Here is a 23,488-nt window from a genome sequence, read left to right as displayed (position 1 = left end):
GGCGATGTCGGCGACCTGAGGCCGCTCAGAGTCTGGATCACCGGCACAGCTCCATGATCAACCGGTGCAGTTGGTCGCCGTCGAGCGGGGTACGGTGGGCGAGCAGGTTGCGGGCCTCGCGCAGGGTGCGCAGGTGGCGGCGCTCCCTGAAGGTGAGGGCGATGGCGCCGTCGCGGTGGGCACCCCACATGGCGCCGAGCTCCATGGTCTCGATGAGAGCGCCGGGAGACTCGGTGATGGCATCGGGGCCGCGTCTGGGGCAGTATTCCTCGGCGAGCCTCTGCAACGAGATGCGAGCCCTCGACCGCACGGTGGCGGCGAAGCGCTCCCTGGCGTCGTCGAGCAGCGGGAGGAGCACCTGGTTCTGGGCCAGCCAGATCCGGGATGCCACCGCATGCTCACGCTGGAGGTCGTGGCCGGGGTGGTGGCGGAGCCGACCCTCCCAACTGTCCACGATGGCCGCGTTCCAGGCGGGGAGCAGACTCTCGTCGGGATGCCTCGCGGGTTTGCGGGTTCCTTCCGCCGCCCCGAGCAGGTCGCCGTCCGGAACAGGGCTGTCCGCGAGCACGTCACGGAGCGCGTCCGGCAGTGTCTCGGGGCGGCCGTCCTGCCAGCGGGTGGCCAGGGCCGCCGCCACGTCGAGGAAGGGGCCGCAGACCTCTGTGATGGTGGCCTGGGTGACGGACTCGTAGAGGTGATGGCGGTCCAGCGCCGACTTCAGGGGAGGGCGCGCCAGGGCTACGACGGTGGCGGCGTCCAGGCGTCCGGTCGCTCCCCACCACCAGTGGACTGCGATGTCCTCCCGCGCCAGCTGACCTGGCAGGCCGGGAGGCAAATCCTCGGTGGAGGCGACCATCAGAGCCCGCGGCCCTCGGGCGGGCGGGATACCGGCCTCCTTGCCCGTCGCCACTAGGCGGCGCAGCAGATGGCCGACTGCGGAGGGCACGGCTTCACGCCAAGCCCGCACGATCACAGGTCTGGTCTCGGCCGGTCCGTTTCGGCCGCCCGTGAGACAGGCGAGCACATCACCGGCCATGTCGTCGTCGGTTTCCTCCGTCCCGTCGGCCTGGAGGCCCAGCTCCTTCGCCAGCCGTTCCAGCAGATCCGCCAACGCCCCCGCCTCGGTGGGAAGGGAGGTCGCCGTCTCCGGTTCGGCAGGTCCGGACACCGGGGCGGCGGAAAAGAGGTCCGCCAGCCCGTCGTCGTAGTCGAGGACCGGAGCTAGCCCGGACCACAGCCCGGAGTGCGGTGCCGTGGCCTGCGCGGGCACCCGGGGCCGGACGGGTGACGGGCCGCCGAGGTCGTCCGACGGCAGCAGCACGAAGTCGTAGAGCTCGTTCAACAGCTCGCCGAACAGATGCTCCGCCGGGGAGTCGGGCCCCTCCAGCATCTTTCTCGGCAACAGCCACAGGCAGCTGCGCCCGCTGTTCAGGTCCGTCAGCAGGCGGCCCAGCCAGATCCTGACCCCCGGCAGCGATACCGTTCCGAGGACCGCCGAGGCGGTCATCCTTCCTGCCTGACGGTGTTGAGTGCCTGGAAGGTAACCAGGTCCAGCGCGTAGCCCTCCTCGCTGTCGTCCAGCACGCCGTAGTCGGCGAGCCGGTCGGTGAAGTGACGGACCTCCTCCAAGGTAAGCCCCGTGACCGCGGCGATGTCACCGTGGTTGCAGCACTCCCCTGGCGCGACGTACTCAACCCACGTGGTCAGCAGCTCCCGTGTGCGCGGGTCGAGCTTGACCCGCTCCAGGTGGTCGTGGGCGACTTCCTTCCGGCCATGCTGGGCCTTGACGGTCTCGAGAGCCGCCTCCAGGGTGGAGCCCCCACGGGTCGCGAGATCGACGGTGCGCTCGACCAGTCCGGGCCAGCCGCCGGTCGCCGCGATCAGACGCCGCCGCTTGTCCGGTGTGTCGAACGGGCACTCTGGCCAAGCCCTCAGACTGTCGGCGTTCCACCGTTCGGGGCGCAGCACCCGGGTGACCCGCTCGTCCTGGAGTACCTCCTGCGCCCGCGGGTCGACCAGAGCGATCGCCGAGTGGCTCTGCGTCCCCTTGGCGCCCGCGACGTGCTGGTACAGCCGCTCCAGTGCCTGGCTGAGCGTGTCTAGGCCGCTGTAGCGCAGGTCGGCGACGACTACGCTGGACTCCCGGTTCCGGGTGGCCTTGGTCAGCACGCTGACCAGGGTGTCTGGGGTGGCGGTGTGCACAGTCAGGCCGCGCGCGTCACCGTAGAGCCGGACGGCATGCTCGGCCAGTTTCGGCGCGTGCGCCTTCGTGAGGCAGACCAGGCTCAGGCCAGGGCTGGTCGCTTCGTGCAGTTGCTGCTCGGTGAGTGGGCTGTACCGGTTTATGCCCTCACGGTCCGTACCCACCAGCCGACGTGAGAACCGTGGGTTGTAGTCGTAGGGCAGGCTGAACTCGGTCTGCCTGAGTTCCAGTTCGAGGTCCTCGCGGGTACCTAGCATGTGTACGACGTTGGGGCTCCGTACCGCGTAGCTACGACGGTCGGCCTGCTGGATCAGGAGGCCAAGGCCCACCATCTCCTCCAGGTAGATTTTCACGTCGCTGGCGGTCAGGCGGCGGAACCCCTCCGGCCAGTTCTGCTTGGCCTCGTGGAGGAGTTCGTCGGCGTCGTAGCCGCGCTGGAAGCCGTCGGCCTGGCTGCGGAGGGCGATCACCAGTGTGAGAACCCGATAGCGGTCCTCCAAGTTGATGGTCAGCCGCAGCCGCTCGGCGATGTGCCGATGCACGTCGGCCGAGCTCGTGACGGCTCGGATGTCCTCCTCCATGACGATGATCGGCCAGTGCGCGGATCCCGCCGGCTTCTCCCGCAACGCGGTGACCAGACGCTCGCAGAAGATCTGCACGAGGCACGCCTGGTAGTTGGTAGCCGCCAGCACCCGCCACACCAGCTCCGGACGCTCGAACCGGTAACCGAACGCCGCCATCGGCTCCACGACCAGACGCTGTGCCTCGGCCGGCTTCAGCGGACCGATCAGCACCTCTCCGCCGTGTGCCAGCGGGACGTTCGACAGCTTGCTGAACCGCTGCACCTGGTGCAGACCGGCGAAGACCACCTTGAAATGGCGGTCGGTGCTGTCCATCAGCCCTTTCAGTTTCGCCACGTTGGCGAAGGTGCCCTCCCCGCCGGTGCCGCGCACGGCCTTGGAATCGGCGGTCAGGAAGGCGTCGGCCTCGTCAGCGAGGACCAGGACCCGCCGTTCACGGTCATCCTCCAGCCAGCGCCGGACCTGCTCCAGGAGTACGTCTGGCGACACCGCCGTCGACACCTTCGGCCCCAGCACGCCGACCCGCTTCAGCTCGGCGGCGAGCACCGGCCAGATGCGGTCGGCGGGCTCGGCCTCACCCACACCGCGCGCCTTGAGGTCCAGGTAGACGGCCTTGCGGTCCGGGGTGGACGGAAAGTCCGCCTCGACCTTCCGCAGCAGGGCGGACTTGCCCAGCTGGCGCCCGCCGTACAGAAAGAGGGCTCCCAACGGGTCGGTGACCTCGGCCATCTCGCGGATCCGGCCATAGAAGACTTCCGGCGGCACCAGCCCGGCCACGAACGGCGTGTAGGGGTTAAACCCCGTCCAGGGCAGTGTCACCCGCTGCAGAGCACGGAACGAACGCGGTGAGCGCGCCGCGACCCAGCCGAACACGGCGGGGTCTACCACCAGCGCCTGCTGCGCGGATGTTCGTGCGTGCATGACCATCTTGCGGCGGCCCGCCAGCCCCAGCGGGTACAGGTAGAGGATGATGCACGCCCCGGTGTCGCTCCGGTCGAGCAGCTCCAGGGGACTGCGTCCGCGCTGCTCGTCGGAGACCACCAGGACCGTGTAGGTGGTGGCTGCGGAACCGAGCTCCGCGACATAGCCGGGAACACTCTCACTGGCACGGAGCCTGGCGCTCAGCCGAAGGGTGCCACGGACCTGGCGGTTGTCGTCACGGGCTGGCGGCCGGCCCTCCAGTCCCAGCAGGCGCAGCACGGTCGGCACGTGTTTCTGCCACTCCGCGCCGCGGGTGGTCGGCCTGCTGAGCGCGTCCCAGGACTCCAAGCCCGCCAGCGCGCCCTCGGTCAGCGGCTGACCGTCGGCGTAGGACTCCGCCCACGGAAGCGCCGAGAAGCCCTGCGGACCCGCCTTGGCCGGGGTGACACTCTTCAGTCCGGCGACGAAGCGCTCCAGGTCCTCGCCCGGGTCCTCGCCGCTCCATTCTGGCAGCGCGTCCCCCTTGCGCAGCAGCGCTAGGCACTCCTCCGCCGTGACGGTGTCCCCGGTCTCCAGCAAGCCCGTGATCCGTTTGCGATCCTCCTCGGAGAGCGTCAGAGACTCCAGCTGGTCGCGCAGACGCTGTACGTACGCTTGGACGCGGCCCCGCAGGTCGTCCTGGAGGCGGCGGATTTCCTCCACGGTGCTGCGAAACGCCCCCTCCGGGACGGGCTGCTCCAGCCGCTCGAGGTGCCCGACCAGGTCACGCTCCGTCAGCTCGTCCAGGCTCTGCTGGGTACGGAGCTCGGCGAGCAGGGCGGAGGCAGTCCGATGCGTCTCGGATCTGATGTTGGACCAGCGCGCCCACTGGGCGTCCCGCCGTGTCCGCCAGTCGGAGGGCAGCGCCTCTGTACCGGCGGCGGCCGCCGGGACCAGTCCCTGCTCCAGTGCCTCGACTAGAGCGTCGACCAGATGCAGGTCGCCTCGCTCGGCATAGGCCGTCACCACGGCTGGAATGTCCACCGGCTCGAGCAGTGACGCCACCTCCTGCGCAAAACCGGGAACGGCAGGGTCGGGAGCACCGCTCGGGGTGCGCGGCAGGCCCGGAGCGGCCAGCAGCGCCTCGGCGCCGGGCAGGAAACCGGAGACGCTGAGCGGAACGGAGTTGGTGCCAGCATCGCTGTCACCGGTGCCGACGGCGCCACGCTCAGGTGTGGAGACGGGCGTACGGTCCTCGCCTTCCAGCCAGCGTCGCAGACAGAGCAGGGCCGCGCCCTCCACACCGGGCAGGGCATCCCTCCCTCGTGTCTGGACCAGGGCGTGGCTCAGCGCGATCACCGTGTCGCTGCGCTCCTCCGTCTCGGGCGCGGCCAGCGCCCGGGCCTGGGAGAGCAGAGTGACCACCTGCTCGATCCGGTTGAGCAGCGAACGTCGGGCCTTGGCCTCGATGGGCTCCTTGGCCTGTTTGGGGGTACGGATCGCCGCGTCGGCCTCTTCGATGATCCGCTCCGCCGAGTCACGCTTACGGAAGACCTTCCACGCCTCGTCCAGCACGGTGGCCTCTACCGTCCCGGAGGCCCAGTCCTGCACGGCCTCCAAAGCACGTCCTAGCGGCTGATCGGGACGTATCAGGAGGTTCTGCACCTGGGTGGCCCGCGCGTAGCCGATCCTGAGCTTCGGCAGGTCGGCCTTGAGCCGTGCGGCCTCCTCGGCGACGCGGTCCCGGGTGAGGGTCGGACCCGTTTCATCGGAAGCCTGCACGGCGGCCGGGTCCACCCGCTGGTAGTGCCTCAGAACGTCGATTGCGCACTCCAGCAGCCGGCGCCAGGGGCCGGAGAGGGAGGCGCAGGGGTCGGTCTGCAGCAGCAGGTCGTTGGGCCAACCCACCACCAGCCCGGCGCGGACGGAGGCCACTGCGGCTAGGACCAGCGCTGGCCGGTCGCTCTGCACGCGCTCCAGGTCCGGGGCGAAACGGGTCATCACCGGGGTGGCATCCTCGGGCATGACACAGGAAAAGGCCGCGTCGGCAAACGCCAGACACTCTGCGCGGTGGTCCGGCTCGCCGGACCCGACGGTCAACCAGTACGCCTCCTGGAAGCGGCTCTCACCCACCAGGCGCTCCACAGGGGAAGCCTCGGTGCCGGACGGGTCGTCCTCGGAGACGGAGGACTGCCAGGGGAGAAACTTTCCTTCGGCAGGGTGGTTCTCCGCGGTTCCCTCCGCCTTCACGACGGGAGCCACCGCCGTTCCGGGCTCTGCTGGAGTCGTGGCTTCTGTGGTTTCCACGGACGCCTCGGCCTTGGATGGTCCGGCCCCGGATGACTCGGCGGGCAACTCGCTCACCTGGGCCTCACTGGGCGGGACTTTCTGCACGCCGTCGCCCTGCTGCGGCATGTCCTGTTGGGGGGAGCCGCCGACGGCTTCTTCGATGAACGGCACGGCGGCCGGGGTGACCGGCTCGCCCGCCTCCGTGGGACTCTCCGTTTCCGGATGCGGCTCCAGAGCCTCGTCGGTGCCACCTGGACGGGGGGCTGTAACGGCGATGTCGTGGGTCCGGGGCGGAGCCCCGGCGATGGGATTCAGGCCCGCAATCTGCTCGTCCAGACCCCGCAGTGCCTCTTGGAGGGACTCAAGATGGGTGCCGCCGCCTCCCTGCTCGGCCATCTCAAGCACGGACAGCAGCGACTGCCGCTGCTCCAGAAGCGCGGCAAGACGCTGGGCTTGAGCCGCCTCCTGCTTCTCCATGGCCAGCAACTCATCGACAATTTCCTGGAGTTCGCCGAACCCCCCCTCGGCAGACCACACCCGGCCCACTTCCTGAACCATGTCCGCCACGGCCGAGCGTTCCGCAGCCCAGTCGGCTGCATGTTCCAGCAGTCCCTGCGGCAGAGCGAATCCGTCGGCCACCCGCCCGGCTGCCCGATCCAAGGCCTCGGCAAGCTTCGTGGCTCGCGAGCGGAGCGCCTCCAGAGCCTTTGCCGGGCCGGAAGTGACCATCAGGTCCGAGGCATCCTTCTCTGCCCCAGCCTTTCCCGTGCTGTCCTGCCGCTGCTGCGGGTCGGCACTCGCTTCTCTGGCCTGCCCGGCAGCTTCTGTATCAGCCTCGTGCATGTGAGCGTCGCCGCCCTGACCGCATTCGCGGTCAGGGGCCGGCTGTGCGGCAGCCTCCAGCAACCGCGCCCAGTGTTGTTCCACCAGGTTCCGCCGGGAAGTGCCGCCCTCCATGAGGATGGAGTGAAGAGTCAGCCGTGCCAGTACCGGCGGCAAGGAAACGATCATCGACTCAAGCGTGTCAAGATCCGGTTCTTGGAGGGTATCCTCCCGGTAGTCATGATGCGCCAACAGATGGCGAGCGAAGTCGGCTGACGCATCAGCGATCGTCCTGAGATCACGGATCTGAGCGCGGCTCAGCCAGGCACGGACGGAGAGTAGTTCACGCCGCCCGGGTCGGGGCGCGGCGCCACGGAAGGGTATTTTCGCCCAGTGGGGCAAGGGCCCCGGTATGGCGATGAGTTCACGAAGCTGCACATCGTCAAGCCCGGTCAGCCAGGCTTTCAGGTCCCCACCCGCTCTTGCCATGATGGGATTCTGCCAGATCGCCCCCCGGCGTCCAACCACATTGGACGAGTCCACGTAGGCGAGGGCAGTTCTCCGGAAATGCATGCCCTCCGGATACGGCAAGGGCGCCGATCCCGGGCCACCTCAAGTGGGGTTCCATTCACCGGCCGCAGATGCCGCAGCGCAGCGGTCTGGCCAGTAGGTATGTGCGGTCGAGGCCGTCTCCCAGTGGGTGCGGGGGTTGGCGAGGGCGGCCCGCACGGTGGGCAGCACTCATCGCTCTCCCTTCTTTTGTGGGTTACGGGCGGGGTCGGTGGCGGCCAGGCAGGGGATGGTTTCGTCGAGGAAAGCGGTGCTCGAATGCACGGTGTGCTTCACTCCGCAGAACGGAGCCATTAGGTTCGTGAGGTGCGCGCCCAGTCGACAGCGGTTCGTCCCTGTGTCAGAGGACCTCGAGTCGAGGGTCACCCCTGGCCCAAGCGTTGACGAGTCCGGGCGTACCGCCGAGATTCGATACATGCTGGCCCGCCTCACCGACCAGGTCTTCCTGGTCTGTGCCGCTGCGCTGGCCGAGCCCTGGGCGGTCGATGCTACCGAAGGAGCCTTCGGTGTCTCGGTGATCTGGTGGGGGAGAGGGACGTGGCACGGGCTGACACAGCGGAGTGATCCCTGTGCGGAGTGCACGGTAAGTACAGGACCCTGCTGGCCTCGCCGCCGGGGCGAGGCCTCACGGAGCCTGAACGCCGACGGCCAGGGCAGGCGGGAATCGAACCCGCCTGCCCCGGCCGGGGTGAGTCCTCACCTCTTCGGCGTCTATGCCGTTGGTGGTCTTCCAGATGCTCCGGGACCTGGACGCGCGGCCGGGCGACCGGGTGCTGGAGATAGGCACCGGGACGGGGCGGAACGCGCGCTCCTGGACCACTGCCTCGGCACGGTGAACGTGATGACGGTGGAGGTGAACGGGACGGTGGCCGGTGCCGCGCGGAAGGTGCTGGACGCCTTCGAGCTCCCCCCTCCGGGCCGTCCACGGCGACGGCTCGCGGGGCTTCCCCGACGGCGCGCCCCACGACCAGGTCATCGCCACGTGCGGGCTGTCCGTTCCGTACGCCTGGCCCGGGCAGAGCCGCCCCGGCGGCCGCATCGTGGCCCCGTGGGGGGACGCAGTAAGGCAACGGCGACGCCGTGGTCCGGCTGGTCGTCTCCCGCGACGGCCGGAGCGCGTCGGGGACTTTCACAGGGCCGGTGAAGTTCATGAGGCTGCGGGCTCAGCGCCTGCCGCAGTGGTCCACTCCGCGTACGTCGCGGCAGCGTGGCCGACGGTGGCGAGTCGTGCACACAGGCCCCGGAGGAGGAGATCGCCGGGAAGCGGTTCGGCCCGCGGTGGTTTGCGCTCGGGCTCCGCGTCCCGGACCGTCTGTGTCGTGCGCCGTGGCTGATAAGTGCGACGGGGCCCGGCCGGTGTGGCAGTACGAGCTCACCGACCGCGCCTGGGCCTGTGCGATGTTCCGCGACGGGGAGGCGGCGCGCGTCTGACAGTCCGGGTCCCACGGTTTGTCTCCGGAGCTATGCTGCATCCAGTGCCAGTTCGGCGCTGACTGGTGTAATTCGTGGGGTATCAGTCCAATTCACCCCTCGGACACAGCACAGAACCCCACAGCCTCATCAAGGCTGTGGGGTTTTTGCGCTTGGGTGACGTCGAGTTCGAGGCTGGTCGCCATCCGTACCGTCTGACGGTTCGGGAGCCGGACGAATCCGGCCTCACGTTTGCGATTTCGCACCTACTGTGACGCATGGACTGCTGAGTGCTGCGCGATCTGCTACTAGGAGCTCGTCGGGAAGGGAAACGGCATAGTGACCGCGGATGTTCAGGGACCGGCATGGGCTCTGGAAGGGCTGGGCGTGCGCTCCGGAAAGTATCCGTTAGCAGTGGAGGGCCCGGTGATGCGGGCGGTCGACCGGCTGGTGCCGGGAGTCTCCACGGTGACTCGCTACATCCGTTACCACTCGCTTTACGCAGCGATCGCCGCGCATGCCGAGAGGAAGTCCCTGGATCTGACCGCTTGCCGTCGGTTGGTACGTCGCTGCGAGGTGTTGATGGCTGCGCTCCGGCACGATGCGGGGACTGCCGACGGGGCATGGTCTCCCCACGGAGCCGATCGGGTGCGGCGTTTCTGCGCGCATGAGCTGGACTTGGCCCGTGCGGCTGACGAGGAAAACCTGAGCCAGTCGTACTCGCCTCGCCGCTGGGGTTTCTGGGACCAGTACGGAGGGTCGGCCACGGTTCTCGGCATCGTGGAGGTCCAGGACGGGGCGCTCCGTCCCGGGCGACACGCCTGCCCTGCTGCCTTGCGGGAACTGTTCGCCCCACTGCTCTCGCTCGCCGAGCAGGGCGGCGACGTGGTGTGCCTCGCGGAGCTGGAGCAGGCTGCGCGGGCCGCCGCCCTCGGCACCCCGTCCCCGGTCGAGCAGGACTGGCTGACGCAAGTGCTGACGGCCACCGATGCCAGAGGCGCCCACACACCTCAGGACTGGGAGGCGTCCGACCGCACCCGCAGGGCCACCTTCCGAATTCTCGGCCGGGCGATCGACTTGCACGGCCAGGAAGGGCAGGGGTACGAGGAGACGTTGCGCTCCGCCGTGGTCTTCGGCGAGGACATGACCACCGATCCGGTCCTTGCCGTCATTCCGGAGACAGCGGGCTGGCAGGGATTGTTGCTGCGCCACTACTCCGTGGGTGCCTGGCGCAGGCTGTGGGCAGCTCTCGTGGCCGGCATCGGGTCCGCGTCGGGCGAGGCCGACCGGACGGCGCAGGAGCTGCGCGACTGGCTGGCCCAGCAGGCCCCCGCAAGGCAGGTACGGGAGATCGTGGAGGAACTGCCGCCGCTAAGGAGTCCGGACGGGCTGCTGCTGCCGGCCGAACGGAAACTCCTCGCGGAAGGCGGTGACGTTCCCATGGTCAACGTGCGGTTGCTGCTCGTGGGCGCTTTGCGGTCTCGGGAGGGCCATCTGCCCGACGACGTGCGATCCGTCTTTCTCGGCCGACGCCGGCAGTCCGGGGAGTTCCTGGATCCGACATGGGTCGACGGCCTTGTCCGTGATTACCACCACCGACCGGCCCGTGACTTGGCGGCCCGGTTGGTGGACGACATGTTGTCCCAGTCCCGCCGAGTGGCGCTCGGCAAGCTGCGCACCGACCCGGCGACCGGCGGACTGAAGGTCTTCTCACGTCTGCACGTGCGCAACGAGCGTTACTTCAAGACCGGAGACGAGGGGGACTCCGACATCGGTACGCGCATTCCTCAACTGGGTGTCTTCGGTCAGCAACTCGGGCTCTTCGCCGTTCAGGACGGCTACCACGTCGTCACGGAAGCCGGCCGTAGGATCCTGGAGACGGTGCGATGAGCGCGGCGATGCACACGCGGTTCGCGTCCCCGGTCACCCTGTTGCGAGAGTGGGCCGAGCGCAGCGACAGGCAGGCGCTGCACGAAGTGCTCCTTCTCGGATTTACCGTCGACCTTCCGTTTCTGGAGCGTGTCGCGATCCCGGTCGCACGCGGCCTGGGCGCCCGCACCGCCGTGATCGGCGATGCGGCTCAGGGCCTGTATGACCCGGTTGATGTACGAATGGCCGGCCGTAACTATCTGCACGGTCTCGCCCGCTGTCGAGGCGCCTTCCACCCCAAAGCGGTCCTGCTGTTCGGAGAACACGCCTGCCGGCTGGCCGTGGGATCGGGAAACCCGACGCTGTCCGGTTGGGGAGCCAACGACGAGCTGTGGACTGTGCTGGAAACCGAGGACGGTGCCTCACACCCTCTGCTCGCCGATCTTGCAGACTGGCTGGAGGCGCTGCCCGACGTCGTCGGCATGGCCCCTTGGGCGGCCGACCACCTCGGAGAACTGGCAGGCCTCCTGGCCGAACGACACGTCAATGCCCCCGTCGGCAGGGAAAGCGGCCCGCGGTTGCTGCACAACCTCCACCGGAGTCTGCTGGAACAGCTGACACCGGGCCCCGTCGACGAGGTCCAGATGTACGCCCCGTTCATCGACCCGAAGGCTCAGGCCCTGCGAGAACTGGTCGACCACCTGGCTCCGGGCCGGGTCACTCTGGGGCTTCAGCCCCGCTGGTCGAGCTATGACGCCGAGACGGTCAAGAGGGCGCTCAGCGGCTGCTCCACGCGGATCCGGCTTCTCGACGAGACGCGGATGCGGCACGGCAAGTTCATCGAGTGGCGCGTCGGTGAGCGCAGGCATGCGCTAACCGGTAGTCCCAACCTCACTCGCGCAGCTCTGTGCAGAAGCACCGGGGAAGGGGGCAACTGTGAACTCGCCGTGCTCTCCGCCGACACCTCGCCCCTGCTTCCCGAAGAAGGACCCACCACTCCACTCGCCGGTCTCAAGGGCCGCACGCTCAGGTCTTTCACCACCACCGGCGACGATCGTGGGCTCATTCTGCTGGGCGCCAAGACGGACAGCGAGGGCCTCCACGTCTCCATGGCCCGCAGCGAGCCGGTTCCCGTCCGGATCGGCACCTCCCCGGACGGCTCACCGGGCTCCTGGACCGACATCGGGTCCATACCCGCCGGAAGGTCGGTGTTCTCCTTTCCGGTACCCGAAGTGCCCGGCGCGGCAGTGCGCGCGGCCTGTCTCCGGCCGGACGGCAGCAGCGTCGAATCACCCGCCGTCTTCGTCTACAACCCTGTGCAGTGCGCACGTCGCGACACCCACGCCGAAGGGCCTCGCCTGAGGTGCGACTACACGACGCAGGCGCTGTTCACCGACGAACGTGCCGCGCGGCGCTTCGAGGCGGACCTGCTGCGTCTGCGTGAGCTCACCGCCGCCAGGTCCGCCTCCCGGGTGAGCCCGGCGACGGCAGGCCCGGTCAGCCCAGCGGTCAGGAGCGACGTCGACCGCTGGGACGCCTACCTCGCCGACTGCCGTCGGATGATCGGGCTCCCGCTGACCGATCTGGCGTTCGGAACCGCGCGGATCGACCTGCCCCAGCCAACGACCTCCGGGTGGGTCCTGTCGGCGGTCACCTCTGCCATGACCGCGGAGGGGGACGGTGAGCACACCGAAGAAACAGCGGACGAGGAAGACAGCATCGACGGCGCTGCTCGCGTCCCCTACGTTCCTCCCGCGCAGCGAGCCCGCTGCCGCGTCTGGGTGCGGCGCTGGACTGACACGCTTGTCGGCTCCGGCACCCCTGGCGGTGCGGCCGGTCGGCCGGTACAACCGCTCCCGGTGCGGTTGCTGGTGGCCGGCCTGTACGTCCAGCTCCTGGCCGCAGGAGTCTGGGACGAGGACGACCACAGTTGGCGTGAAGGCCTGAGCCGCCTCCTTCAGGCCCTCGGTGCCCAGGCCGGACCGGACGGCAGCACGGCGGAACAACAGGCTCCACCTGAGACCGGACGACGAGTGGACGCGGTGGCGGCGGTACTGATGACACTGCTGAGCCAGGACGCCACCCTCACCGGCGGTGGTGAGCGCGATGTGCTGGCCGCCCGCGCATGGCAGAAGCACAAGGACATGATCGCGCGCGCCGACCCCGCCGAGGCCCGGGACTTGATGCTGCCGCCGGAGCAGGCACTCGCCCGCGTTGCTTCCTGGAGTGAGGTGGAACGGCTCGCGGCTCTGGCCAAGGAGGACGACCCGTACGCCGAGGTAATCGAGGAGCTGTCCAAAGCGGGATGGTCCGTCGGGTACGAGGACGGAATCTGGGACATCGCAGGCTCCTTCGGAAACCCGGTCCCGGTCGTGGCCAGGGCAGCCGACCGACTCGGCCGGCACCGCACCGAGGGTGTGCTGGTCCGCGCCCGCGGCAGCAGGCGCTGGGCTTTCGCAGCCTGGGCGAGTCCCTGGCTTGTCCTGCTGAACCCCCCGGCGCGCGCGTGGCGCACCTACCAGGTGCACTCTCCGGCCACACCGGAGTCGCGGTTCAGCAGTGGTGATCTTTCCGCTGTTCCGGGGCTTGTCGGTGCTCCAGTCCCGTTCGCATCGGGCCCGCCCGAAGCTCTGAGGGCGGTTCTGGCCGAGGTGGGGTTACCGTACCCGGAGCTGATGTGGCGATTGTTCGAGGACACAACCTGAGACCTGTGCCAGGGGCAAGGGCTTGACCGTCCGGCTCCAGGACGGGAAGCCCGCGGGCGGCTTTCGCCACGGCACGCCGGAGCCCTGCCGTCCGGGGAGGGGCGGCAGGGCTCCGGTGGGCCTGTCGGGTGTCAGACGTCCCGCTGCGAGGAGGCCAGCCCGACGAACTCCGCCCAGGCCCCGCGCGACACCGTGACGACCGGCCCGGCAACGGCCTTGGAGTCCCGGACGTGCACAGCGGCCGTGCCGGCCGCGACCTCCACGCACTGACCGCCCTCGGCTCCGCTGTAGTTGCTCTTGAACCAGACGAGGCCGGAGGCGACGGTCGAGGCCGAGTACCCGATCCGTCTGCCGAACTCCTCGCGCTCCAGGCTCTGCCGCGGCCGCAGGGCCTTCATGGTCCGCCCGAACGAGGTGACGACACCGCGCCCGCTCTCGTCCTCCGGCCGCCGCCCGGCCCCGTCGTCGCCTTCCCAGCTGTCACCGAAGTTCACGACCGCCCCGCCATCCGAGGCGGCCTCCTCGTCCGTACGCTCCGACATCGAACATCACCTCACCGGGCCAGCGCGCCTGCCCGGAAGGCGGTCACGCCGCACGCCTCGTACTCGCACGCGTACCGCGCGTACAACAGGCCCGCGAGGTGCGTGACCACTGGTCGCGCCGCGCCACCACGGGGACCGTGGTGGCCATGACGAGCAAGCGGCAGCCCCGTTGACGCCACCCGTCCCACCCGCCTCACCAACCCCGGCGACCGCGTCTTCGGGATGCGTTTCACCTCCATGCCCAGAGGGGCCCGTCTCGCCCGGCGGCTGGTCGCCGTCCGCCTCGACGCCTGGGGGATCCCGTACGGCACCACCGCGCACGACGAGATCGTGCTGATCGCCGCCGAACTCACCGCGAACGCCGTACGGCACGGGCACGTACCCGGCCGGGACTTCCACCTCCGCCTGCACGCACCGGCCGGCGGCCGGTGCGTGCGCGTCGAGGTCACCGACACCCGCGCCGAACGCCTGCCCCGGCGTCCCGCAGCCTCGGACGCCGAGCACCCGGAGGAATCGGGCCGGGTCCTGCTCCTGGTGGTCGGAGCCGGCCGCGCGCTGGGACTGGCACACGCGCCGGGACGGGCCGGGCAAGACGGTCTGGGCGGAGTACGCGCCGGGGGAGCGGTAATCCTTCATGTACATCTGCTACATTCGTTACATGATTGATCCGGTAGTCGAGTCCATGGCCGAGGTGCGTGGCCACCTCGCCGACGTCATCGACCGCGCCCGACGGGAGGAGACCCCGACGATCATCACCCGGCGCGGCAAGCAGGAAGCCGTCGTGATCGACATCGAGGAGTATCAGCGCCTGCGCCGGATTGCCGAAGACGCCGAGGAGGCGTGGCTCAACCGGCTGGCTGACGAGGCCGAGTCCGAAGGCCTGGAAGGGTCGGTCTCCCTTCAGGAAATGGCGGCGCTGCTCCGTGCCGACGAGGACTGATCCATGGGGTACGTAACGCGCTTCACCCCGCACGCACAGCGGGACATGCTGAAGATCCCGCGCACCGACGCCGTGCGTCTTCTGCACCGCCTCGCCGAACTGCAGAAGGCGATGGACTCGGGTGACACCACGGCGTTCGACATCAAAGCACTGCAAGGCCACAGTGCCAGGTGGCGGCTCAGGATCGGTGACTACCGCGTCGTGTACACCGTGGAGGACGGCCAGTTGATCGTGTGGGTCCTGGCCGTCGGTAGCCGTCGCGACGTCTATCGCAGGATTTCCTGAACTCCTGTTTCACCGGGCCGCGCGAGGAGCGGGCGAGTGCTCGTCCACCCGGTTCGTTGCTTCGTTTCCCCGGCCCCGTGCTCAGTCTCCTCCTCGGCTCGGCCCGCAGGGTGTCGCCGCGCAGGGCCTTGTCCGCGGCCCGTCCCACGACAGCGGTGGCTGCCGCGTCCACAGGCGGACAACAGCTCCGGAGCGGTTCTCTTCCCGTCCGCAGGGCCGTGGCACGGTACAGGTGGTACGGCTCGTGAGGGGATCGGGATGACACGCAGGCGAGTATCGGCCTTGGCTCTGGTGGCGTTCGTGGCGGGTGGCGCCCTGGTGTTCGCGGCGGCGTCCGTCCAGAAGGGCGAGGCGCCTCCGGTGACGGCCGGCGCGGCCCGTCCGACGGACTCGCAAGTGCCGACGACCCGGGCGGAACTCGTCGAGGCGTGGACGGCCGAGCTCGAACAGGCGGGTAAGGAGCTGCCGGAGGGCTGGGAGGTGCTGACCACGGACGAGATCCGCGGCCGCTACCTGCACCAGCGGATGGTCAACGCCCCGCGCGCCGAGGACATCGACCCGGGCATGGGCCGCCGCGTGGACGAGTGACGGGGCGGCCGGCCCCCGGCCGGTGTGCGGGACCGGCCCCGGGGTCCGCCGTTGTGCGTCGGGTGGTCCATAGGGCGGAGGCGGTCGCGGGCGCGAGGACCACGCCCGCCCCGGCCCAGCGCGGCGCACGCCAGGGGAGAGCCGTCGCCTGGGCGCCCGTACCTGTGCCCAGCACCCACCAGCGCTGGTGCCGTGCGGGGCGGTGCCGGCGGTTCCGGGCGGCGGCCGGAGCCCGGGGCGCGGCGATAAAGGCGTGCGGGCGTCCGAGCCGGTGGGGTACGTTCCCGTCTGTTCGAAGGGGGCCCGACGTGGCGAAGCTGAACCAGATCATCGCGGTCGAGAAGGGTGTCAAGAGCAAGGCGCTCCAGGACATCACCGCGGCGCACCACAAGGTGCAGAAGCCGGCGCTGCTGGCGGGCATCTCGCGCACGTACCAGCCCAAGGACGAGGAGGGCGAGCAGCTGCCGCCCGAGTCCACGCGGGTGCAGGTGCAGGCCGAGGACGTGCTGCGGGAGATGTCCGCGTCGCTGACCCGGCTGTTCGACGTGACCGCCACCAAGGACCGGGCGAACTGCACGGCCCGCGCCGACGTCACCGTCGACGGGCGCACGATCGTCGCCGACGCACCCGTCAGCTACCTGCTGTTCCTGGAGAAGCAGCTCACCGACCTGCACACCTTCGTCAGGAAGCTCCCCACGCTCGACGCCGCCGAGTCCTGGTCGCGGGACCCGTCCACGGACTGGTGGAAGACGGACCCGGTCCGCACGATCCGCACCAAGAAGGTCCCCCGCAACCACGTCAAGGCGGAGGCGACGGACAAGCACCCGGCGCAGGTCGAGGTGTACTACGAGGACGTGCCCATCGGGTACTGGACGACCGTGAAGTTCTCCGGAGCCCTTCCGGCGCGGCGGGTCAACGAACTGGTGGAGCGGGTCGAGAAGCTCCAGCAGGCCGTGAAGTTCGCCCGCGAGGAGGCCAACGGCGCCGAGGTCACCGACCAGCGGATCGGCGACGCGGTGTTCGGCTACCTGTTCGGCTGACGCCGGCCGCGGGTAGCATCCACGATCGCCCCCGCGTGCGAGCGCGGGGGTGCGCGACCAGGCGCGGGCCGGGATGAGGACCGGTTCGCGCGATGAGCGCAAGCTGATACTGAAGTTCAGCCTGAAGCAGCGGTGACAGTGAAGGTTCGAGTCCTTCCCCCGGCACAGCACCACCACCGACGGGCCGGGGTAGCCCAACTCGGCAGAGGCAGCCGCCGTCAATCTCAGACTCTCGCTCCAGTCTCAGCATCGCCGCCGATCGCCGGATCGACCGGGGACGGACGAACGCCGTCGGGTGCGAGTTCGACTCTCGCCTGCACCTCTTGCGCGGTGCGGTAGTTCAAAGGCAGAACACGACGGCATGATGACTGATCCGTCCTCTTAAACGCCGCCGGCGTGCGCAATTGGGTGGCATCCCCAGGGGCCCGGGAGCTGGATACGACTCCCGGGCCCCGCCACGTCGTCCGGCCGACCGGGTCCCCCTTGCCGGATCGCCCGATCGCGGTGAACCCTCCGCATGTCCCACCGATCCTCCCGCTGCCGGCCGGCACCGCCTTGCCTGTCCTGGGCCCGGAACCTGTGGAGCGCGTGGCCCGGCTCACGAACCGGACCGGGCCATCACCCGGTCGTCGCCCGGGGGCCGTGGCGCCACGCGGTGGCGACGGACACCGAACGGGCTGAGCTCGAAGGCCAACCGCCCCAGCGCGACGAGGGCGCCCTGCCCGAAGACGAGAATCAGCCACCATCCGGAATCCCAGTACCAGTTCTCGGTCCAGGGCCGTGTGATCGCCAGCGTCCCGAGGAGATGCGAGGCGGCGATGACGATGCCCGTCCGCCGCCGCCGGGGGCAGAGGAGGGGCGGCACCGCCCAGAGCACGGAGACCAGCACCAGCCAGGGGGCGAGGAACGGCAGACCGGACATGGCGGGCCTCCGATGTCGGTGGGGAGCACGGTCCGGCCACCGTCGCACCGGCGGGCCCGCGGTACCAGCTCGGCCGGATACCGTAAGGATCACGATGCGCCCCCGGCAGCGGAGCGGTGGACGCCGGCCGCCTCCGTATCCGGCGCGCCGGATACGGAGGCGGCCGGGCTCCGGCGGCAGGTGAGGCGGGAGGGCCGTAAGCCGATACCGGAAGCCGCCCGGTGGCGCGGCGCGTGAGGGACGCGCCGCGCCACCGGGCGTTCGGTCAGCGGCCGGTGGTCAGCCGAAGGGGATGGTCAGGACGGAGCCCGAGCCCACCTGGATGGTGGACGAGCCGTTGCCCAGGGCGCTCCAGACCTCGACGCGGACGGTCCCGCCGTCCAAGTCGCCCAGCTCGCCCGATGCGGAGTGCAGACCCTGCCGGGCCGAGGAGTACTCCTCCCAGCCGGGGATCGGGTCGGTGGCGAAGTAGCGGAACGTCTCGACGCGGTCGAACGTGCCGTCGCCGGTCAGGTCGTAGGAGACCCTGGCCTGCTGGGCGTGTCCGACGGAGCCGCCGGCGTCCACGTTGAACTTGAAGGCCGTGGCCGAGCCCGACTTCAGGGTGCCCTTGACGTTCTCCACCTCGTATACGAGCGGGTTCTTCGGCGTGCCGTCGTTGTTGGTGCCGCCGGCCGACTCGATGGTGTCGGCGGAGGACGACGAGGCCGCCTCGGTGGCCAGCTCACCGCCCGACCGCAGGTGGAAGGTGTTGGCCGTCACCGGCGGTTTGCCGGTGGTGGCGACGGTCATGGCGCCGCTGGCCGGGCCGGCCTGGCCGACGCTGTCGCGGGCCCTGACGGTGTAGGTGTACTCGGTGCCGGGGGTCAGCCCGGTGTCGGTGTACGTGGTCTCGGTGACCGTGGCGACCTTGGTGTCGCCGCGGAAGACGTCGTAGTCCTTGACGCCCTTGTCGTCGGTCGCCGCCTCCCAGGTCATCTCAACGGAGGTGCTGGTGACTTCGCCGGCGACCGGGGTGCCGGGCCGGCCGGGCGGCTGGTCGCGCTCACCGGTGGTGAGGAGGGTCACGGACTCGCTGGCCGGGCCGACCTGGTTGGAGGTGTCGCGGGCCCTGACGGTGTAGGTGTACTCGGTGCCGGAGGCCAGTCCGGTGTCGGTGTACGTGGTCTCGGTGACCGTGGCGACCTTGGTGTCGCCGCGGAAGACGTCGTAGTCCTTGACACCGAGGTCGTCGGTCGCCGGCTCCCAGGTCAGCTTGGCGGAGGTGTCGGTGATGTCACTGGCCACCGGGGTGCCGGGCGCGCTGGGCTTTTCGTCGCCGGGGGCGCCGCAGAGGGTGCCGAGTTCGTTGTCGTCGCCGGCCCCGGACGCGGTGGACTTCGCCGGGACGTTCAGGACGCCGCCGTCGGAGAACAGCACCGAGCACTCCTGCTCGCCGTGGTTGTGCGCGGCGTACGTCCGGGTGCCGTTCTTCTCGAAGGCCACGGCGGTGGGCGTGTTGGCGGTGACGGTCATGTCCGGCGCGCCGATGGAGTTCATCGTGGCGACCCAGTGGTAGGTGTGCGCCTTGGTCTCGCCGGCCTCGGGGACGTAGCCGCCGTTCCACTGGTTCCAGTACTGCATGGCCTTGGCCGGGTCGTAGAGCGCCTGGACCTCCCAGAAGATGTCCCGCCACTCCACGGCCGGGCCGCCGTTCTCCTCCTCCATCTCGGCCACGCTGCGGCGCAGCATCTCCTTCTCACGCGCCAGGTGCAGCGAACCACCGGTCACGGGAAGGAAGTTGATGCCGTGGATCTCCTCGGGGTTGGCCGTCCACCAGGTGGCGTAGGCGCCGCCGCTGCTCCAGACCATGCCCACGATGTCGTGGGTGAAGTCCTCGGGGTAGACCTCCTGGTCGGCGTCGAACCAGTACTGCGCGATCGACTCCGACTCGGTCATCATCATGTAGACGCCCTGGTCGCGCAGCGCCTTGTCGCCCATGGCCGAGCCCCACAGGATCAGGCCCGCGCTGAGGTTGATCGACTCCGAGGACGACTCCTGGTTGTTGCCCGCGGCGAATGCCGAGTGCCCGGCGGCCCAGCTGTGGCCGGCGTAGACGTCGAAGCCGCGCAGGAACGGGTACTTCTCGTCGTCCCTGGCCGGGTTGGCGGCGTCCCCGATGAGTTCCTTGACCATGCCGCCCCACTCGGAGTCGGCGGCCCACCGCGGGTCGTACTGGGCCACGATCGCCGCGGCCATCACGTAGTACGAGTAGTGGAAGTGGTGGTCGTTGAGCTCCTGGTCGCTGCCGTAGGAGGCGGGGTAGCCGATGAGGGTGCGCCAGTCCTTGTCATAGGAGAACTCCGACGGGCCGCCGACGGTGAACCACTCCTCCATGCGTCCCTTGATCAGGTCGAGGAGCTTGTCGCGGTTGGCGGTCTCGCCGATCTGGTCGGCGATCGGCACCAGCTGGGCGAGCTTGCCCAGGGCCTTGCCGGTCCAGTAGGTGTCGATGGCGCCGCTGAACGGGTCGCCCTGCGTCAGCACGTCGTTGATGTACGTCTTCAGCCTGGCCTTGTCGACGCCCGGCGCGGCGGGCAGCCCCGGCAGGACGCCGTTGACCTTCTGGACGGTGGTGAAGGACTTCCCCTCGCGGACCTTCATCTCACCGCGTGAGGACACGTAGCTGTGGGCGGTGAGGTCGTCGGTGGTGTGCAGCCACTGGTGGCGGTAGAGGGCCTGGAGGGTGCCGGTCTCGTCGCCCTCCTGCGGCTCGGTGGTCAGGGTGTAGGTGGCCTTCACCTCGCCGGCGCCCTCGTCGTAGCTCCAGTCCACCTTCGAGCCGGTGACGAAGCTGAAGGCGTACTTCTCGTACGCCGCCAGCGCGTCCTTGTCGGGCAGGACGGCGAGCGAGAAGTAGTCCTTGGAGCCCAGGTCGGCGCGGATCTGGTTGCCGGAGACGCTCCAGTCGCTGCCGCTGGGGGCGAACAGCGCGTAGTGGTGGCCGGAGATGGTCACGCCGAGCACGTTGCCGTCGTCGGCGAATACGGTCGGCGCGTCCGCCGCGGTGATCTGCGCGGCGCCGCCGCTGCCCTGGGCGTACACGTAGGGCAGGCCGTGGCCGATGGTGGTGCGCAGGGTGCGGGAGCCGTCGTTCCAGTAGGGGGTGACGGTCCAGTCGCTCCACCCGTCCGCCTTGGCGTCGGGGGAGTTGAGGCCGGCCAGGCCGAGGGTCAGGTCCGCCTCGTGCGGGAACTCGTACTGGCGCCCGCCGCCCACGATCTCGTGGGTGGTGGGGTAGCCGACCTCCAGGCCGCCGGAGACGGCCTTGTAGGTGAGGGGGTGGCCGTACATGTTCTCCGACCACGGGTTGGCGGAGAACCGCTGGAAGGCCAGCGAGGACCACCAGTCGTTGGTCGGCACCGGCTTGTCCGCCATGGCCGGGGTGACCTTCGGCTTGACGGCCTGGCCGCCGCTGTTGGAGGGCCCCTGCCTCCCCGCCGGGCGGACGTCGCTGTAACTGCCCTTGCCCACCTCGATGGTGGCGGCATGGGCGACGCCGGCACCGGTGGTCGCAGCCAGGCCAGTGGCGGCCAGGGCGACCGCCGGAAGCAGGGCGATGCGTCTGTGGAATCTCATGGACAGCCCTTCTCTGAGAGCGCTCTCAAGGAGTGGCGACAACGTAGATTCCTGACAGTGCGCGGTCAATACTTGAAACCATGGAACTTCGAAAAAGGTGCATGTGGTTCAAACGTCGATCACTTGTCGACGACTCCGGGCGCAAGCATCCGCCCAGACCGCCGCACGCGCGTGACCGGCGCGTTCGTGCGGTGAACCGGCTCCGGGGATCAGGAGGGCCGTGGTCGGCACCGGGATCGACCACGGTCCGGCCGCGGCGGCCCGGAGGGCGTTGACGCGGCTCCCGTACTCGCGGCGGAACCGTGCCGGGACGGGGCAGCCCTGGGCGCCGCCCGGGAGCCGGTGGCGGGCGCGGAGCCGGCGGTGCGACCGGGGTGCGATCGGCGAGCAGGGCGGTCAGGGCACGATCGGTCGCCCCCGGCGGCCGCGACGGGACTGAGCCCGACGGGGCCGGCCCTGACCCTGCACTCCGGGCAGGTCCAGGACCGGCGGGCCCGCCGGTCCCCGTCGGCCGAGGGGGCGGAGGCTACTCGGGCCAGGCGGAGTCCTTGATGACCTCGACGAAGTCGCCGCGGACGAATCCGGGCACGTAGTGGGCGAGCACATCGGCCTTGACGTTGCCGAACGTCGTCTCGGGGCGGTCCTTGAGGCCCTCGGTGAACGCGGCCAGGATCCGGTTCTTGAAGTCCGGGCGGGGGTGGGCCTCCACCACGGCCGCACGCTCCTCGTCGGAGACCGCATGGTAGCCGATGCCCAGCACGTCCAGTTCCACTCCCCGCGTGACCAGGGCGATCTCGGGGGCCATGTGCAGCGGGATCTCCGGCGTGGTGTGCAGGGCGATCGCCGTCCAGACCCGGTCGGCCTCCTCGTCGGTGACGCCGTGGGAGCGCAGGAACCGCCGGGCCTCGTCGGCGCCGTCGATCTCGAAGCGCTGGTCGGTGCGACGGAACCGTTCGGTCAGCCCCAGGTCGTGGAACATCGCCCCGACGTACAGCAGCTCCGGATCGAACCGCAGCCCCTGTTCGCGTCCGCGCAGCGCTCCCCAGAGGAACACGCGCCGGGAGTGGTCGAACAGCAGCGGCGAAGCCGCCTCACGGACCAGTTCGGTCGCCTCCCGCGCCATGGCGCTGTCCGGGATGCGCACGCCCGCGATCGTCTCGCTCATGATCCCTCTCCACTCCTCGTCCCGGCGGTCCGGCCTCCCCCCAGGGTCGCAGGGCGCCCACCGCGGCGCCACGGCCCGCTGGGCCGAGCGGGTCCGTCCCGACCGCGCCCGGCAACTCCTCCTCGACAAACGCAGTGCCCCCGCGTCCGCCCGGACGCCGCATGGTTTCCGGTACTTGGTTTCCGGCCATGGCCGAAGGGCGCCCTACCGCCCCCGCCCCCCGCTGCCCAGACTGCTGCGCGGATCGCGGGGGAGAGGGGGCCGGGATGGCTGCTCGTCGCGGAGGCAGCGGAGGCAGCGGAGGCCGCGGAGGCCGTATGGGGCGCGGGGGCCGCGGACGCGGCTCGGCGGCACGGCGCAGGCGCGAGGCCGGGCAGAGGGCGGCGGTCGTCGGCGGCGTGGCGGTGCTGCTCCTGCTCACCGCCTCCTGGTCGGCCGTATGGCCGTACCTCCTGGGGGCCGCGGTCGCCGCGGGCCTCGGCGGCCTGGTGTGGTGGCTGTGGCGTACCGACCGGATCGTCCGGGGCGGGGACCGGGAGTGGCGGCAGGCGGACGCGGTGGCGGCCGGACGCCGCACGCTGGCCGAGGTGGACGCGATGTCCGGCACCGAGTTCGAGGAGCTGGTGGCCGAACTGTGCCGCCGAGACGGCTGCACGGAAGTGCGGCGCGTGGGCGGATCCCACGACAACGGCGCGGACGTGGTCGGACGGCTGCCGGACGGCCGCACGATGGTCGTCCAGTGCAAGCGGTACGCGCCGCACCGCACCGTCGCCGGCCGCGAGATGCGCGATCTGATGGGAGCGAAGGTGCACTTCGGGGCCGACGTGGCCGTCTTCGTGACGACCTCGCGCTTCAGCGCCCCGTCCCAGGCGCTGGCGGTGGAGCACGGCATCCTCGCCGTGCACCGCGACCACCTGGGCCTGTGGAACAACGGCACCTCCCTGCCCGCCCTGGCCGGCGTCAACGGCGCCGGCCAGGGCGACCGGGAGCACCGCGCGCGCTGGAGGAACACCTACGGCACGTAGCGCGTGCGAGGGGC

14 protein-coding genes and 1 pseudogene are annotated in these 23,488 nt (G+C 70.1%); 9 read left to right on the top strand and 6 right to left on the bottom strand.

The window, feature by feature from the left end:
• Positions 1-37 precede the first annotated feature (37 nt).
• Together ACLIYP_RS05185 and ACLIYP_RS05180 are read right to left on the bottom strand one after the other, a co-directional pair.
• The gene (locus ACLIYP_RS05185; RefSeq protein ID WP_412711956.1) at positions 38-1,507 is read right to left on the bottom strand and encodes a hypothetical protein; all 1,470 of its coding nucleotides are present in this window, start codon (positions 1,505-1,507) and stop codon (positions 38-40) included.
• Positions 1,504-7,284: a hypothetical protein gene (locus ACLIYP_RS05180; protein ID WP_412711955.1), complete on the bottom strand. Its 5,781-nt coding sequence runs from the start codon at positions 7,282-7,284 to the stop codon at positions 1,504-1,506. Before ACLIYP_RS05180 ends, ACLIYP_RS05185 begins: the two co-directional genes overlap by 4 nt.
• A 953-nt stretch (positions 7,285-8,237) precedes the next feature.
• On the opposite strand from ACLIYP_RS05180, the gene ACLIYP_RS05175 reads away from it, so the two are divergent.
• The 3 genes from ACLIYP_RS05175 (at position 8,238) to ACLIYP_RS05165 (ending at position 13,349) form a co-directional block, all read left to right on the top strand.
• Positions 8,238-8,699, top strand: a complete 462-nt coding sequence (locus tag ACLIYP_RS05175) for a hypothetical protein (RefSeq protein ID WP_412711954.1) — start codon at positions 8,238-8,240, stop codon at positions 8,697-8,699.
• A gap of 505 nt (positions 8,700-9,204) precedes the next feature.
• Positions 9,205-10,665 carry a hypothetical protein gene (locus ACLIYP_RS05170; RefSeq protein ID WP_412711953.1) on the top strand — a complete coding sequence of 487 codons (1,461 nt, stop codon included), beginning with the start codon at positions 9,205-9,207 and terminating at the stop codon, positions 10,663-10,665.
• Positions 10,662-13,349 carry a phospholipase D-like domain-containing protein gene (locus tag ACLIYP_RS05165; protein WP_412711952.1) on the top strand — a complete coding sequence of 896 codons (2,688 nt, stop codon included), beginning with the start codon at positions 10,662-10,664 and terminating at the stop codon, positions 13,347-13,349. The genes ACLIYP_RS05170 and ACLIYP_RS05165 overlap by 4 nt, the downstream gene beginning before the upstream one ends.
• A 131-nt stretch (positions 13,350-13,480) precedes the next feature.
• On the opposite strand, the gene ACLIYP_RS05160 is transcribed toward ACLIYP_RS05165, so the two are convergent.
• Positions 13,481-13,693: a DUF397 domain-containing protein gene (locus ACLIYP_RS05160; protein ID WP_412711973.1), complete on the bottom strand. Its 213-nt coding sequence runs from the start codon at positions 13,691-13,693 to the stop codon at positions 13,481-13,483.
• A gap of 420 nt (positions 13,694-14,113) precedes the next feature.
• Here ACLIYP_RS05160 and ACLIYP_RS05155 point away from each other — a divergent pair.
• The 5 genes and pseudogenes from ACLIYP_RS05155 (at position 14,114) to ACLIYP_RS05135 (ending at position 16,744) form a co-directional block, all read left to right on the top strand.
• Positions 14,114-14,519: pseudogene (locus ACLIYP_RS05155) on the top strand (ATP-binding protein).
• A 30-nt stretch (positions 14,520-14,549) separates the two neighbouring features.
• The gene (locus tag ACLIYP_RS05150) at positions 14,550-14,831 is read left to right on the top strand and encodes a type II toxin-antitoxin system Phd/YefM family antitoxin (RefSeq protein ID WP_412711951.1); all 282 of its coding nucleotides are present in this window, start codon (positions 14,550-14,552) and stop codon (positions 14,829-14,831) included.
• A gap of 3 nt (positions 14,832-14,834) precedes the next feature.
• A complete protein-coding gene (locus tag ACLIYP_RS05145) occupies positions 14,835-15,116 on the top strand; it encodes a type II toxin-antitoxin system RelE family toxin (RefSeq protein WP_412711950.1) in 282 nt (93 codons plus the stop codon).
• 258 nt (positions 15,117-15,374) lie between these two features.
• On the top strand, positions 15,375-15,704 hold the full coding sequence (locus ACLIYP_RS05140) for a hypothetical protein (protein WP_412711949.1): 330 nt from the start codon (positions 15,375-15,377) through the stop codon (positions 15,702-15,704).
• Positions 15,705-16,012: 308 nt separating this feature from the next.
• A complete protein-coding gene (locus ACLIYP_RS05135) occupies positions 16,013-16,744 on the top strand; it encodes a DUF7873 family protein (protein WP_412711948.1) in 732 nt (243 codons plus the stop codon).
• Positions 16,745-17,342: 598 nt separating this feature from the next.
• Here the strand turns inward: ACLIYP_RS05135 and ACLIYP_RS05130 are convergent.
• From ACLIYP_RS05130 to ACLIYP_RS05120, 3 genes are all read right to left on the bottom strand, one after another.
• Entirely contained in the window at positions 17,343-17,666 is a 324-nt protein-coding gene (locus tag ACLIYP_RS05130) for a hypothetical protein (protein WP_412711947.1), read from the bottom strand.
• 279 nt (positions 17,667-17,945) lie between these two features.
• The gene (locus ACLIYP_RS05125) at positions 17,946-21,284 is read right to left on the bottom strand and encodes a glycosyl hydrolase (RefSeq protein WP_412711946.1); all 3,339 of its coding nucleotides are present in this window, start codon (positions 21,282-21,284) and stop codon (positions 17,946-17,948) included.
• 526 nt (positions 21,285-21,810) lie between these two features.
• Positions 21,811-22,449 carry an HD domain-containing protein gene (locus ACLIYP_RS05120; protein WP_412711945.1) on the bottom strand — a complete coding sequence of 213 codons (639 nt, stop codon included), beginning with the start codon at positions 22,447-22,449 and terminating at the stop codon, positions 21,811-21,813.
• A 317-nt stretch (positions 22,450-22,766) separates the two neighbouring features.
• Between ACLIYP_RS05120 and ACLIYP_RS05115 the strand changes: the two genes are divergently transcribed.
• Positions 22,767-23,474 (top strand): restriction endonuclease, encoded by a 708-nt coding sequence (locus tag ACLIYP_RS05115; protein WP_412711944.1) that lies wholly within the window; start codon positions 22,767-22,769, stop codon positions 23,472-23,474.
• Positions 23,475-23,488: the final 14 nt, after the last annotated feature.

Origin of the sequence: Streptomyces nanhaiensis (genome assembly GCF_046614825.1) — a bacterium.
Classification (GTDB): Bacteria; Actinomycetota; Actinomycetes; order Streptomycetales; family Streptomycetaceae; genus Streptomyces; species Streptomyces radiopugnans.
This window is presented reverse-complemented; position numbering and strand designations above follow the sequence as displayed.

Excerpts from the sequence above, each read along its gene's own strand:
- ACLIYP_RS05140 (WP_412711949.1), top strand. The coding sequence starts at position 15,375 with ATGACACGCAGGCGAGTATCGGCCTTGGCTCTGGTGGCGTTCGTGGCG.
- ACLIYP_RS05150 (WP_412711951.1), top strand. The coding sequence starts at position 14,550 with ATGATTGATCCGGTAGTCGAGTCCATGGCCGAGGTGCGTGGCCACCTC.
- ACLIYP_RS05145 (WP_412711950.1), top strand. The coding sequence starts at position 14,835 with ATGGGGTACGTAACGCGCTTCACCCCGCACGCACAGCGGGACATGCTG.
- ACLIYP_RS05115 (WP_412711944.1), top strand. The coding sequence starts at position 22,767 with ATGGGGCGCGGGGGCCGCGGACGCGGCTCGGCGGCACGGCGCAGGCGC.
- ACLIYP_RS05130 (WP_412711947.1), bottom strand. The coding sequence starts at position 17,666 with ATGTCCGGTCTGCCGTTCCTCGCCCCCTGGCTGGTGCTGGTCTCCGTG.
- ACLIYP_RS05125 (WP_412711946.1), bottom strand. The coding sequence starts at position 21,284 with ATGAGATTCCACAGACGCATCGCCCTGCTTCCGGCGGTCGCCCTGGCC.
- ACLIYP_RS05165 (WP_412711952.1), top strand. The coding sequence starts at position 10,662 with ATGAGCGCGGCGATGCACACGCGGTTCGCGTCCCCGGTCACCCTGTTG.
- ACLIYP_RS05180 (WP_412711955.1), bottom strand. The coding sequence starts at position 7,284 with ATGGCAAGAGCGGGTGGGGACCTGAAAGCCTGGCTGACCGGGCTTGAC.
- ACLIYP_RS05120 (WP_412711945.1), bottom strand. The coding sequence starts at position 22,449 with ATGAGCGAGACGATCGCGGGCGTGCGCATCCCGGACAGCGCCATGGCG.
- ACLIYP_RS05185 (WP_412711956.1), bottom strand. The coding sequence starts at position 1,507 with ATGACCGCCTCGGCGGTCCTCGGAACGGTATCGCTGCCGGGGGTCAGG.
- ACLIYP_RS05170 (WP_412711953.1), top strand. The coding sequence starts at position 9,205 with ATGCGGGCGGTCGACCGGCTGGTGCCGGGAGTCTCCACGGTGACTCGC.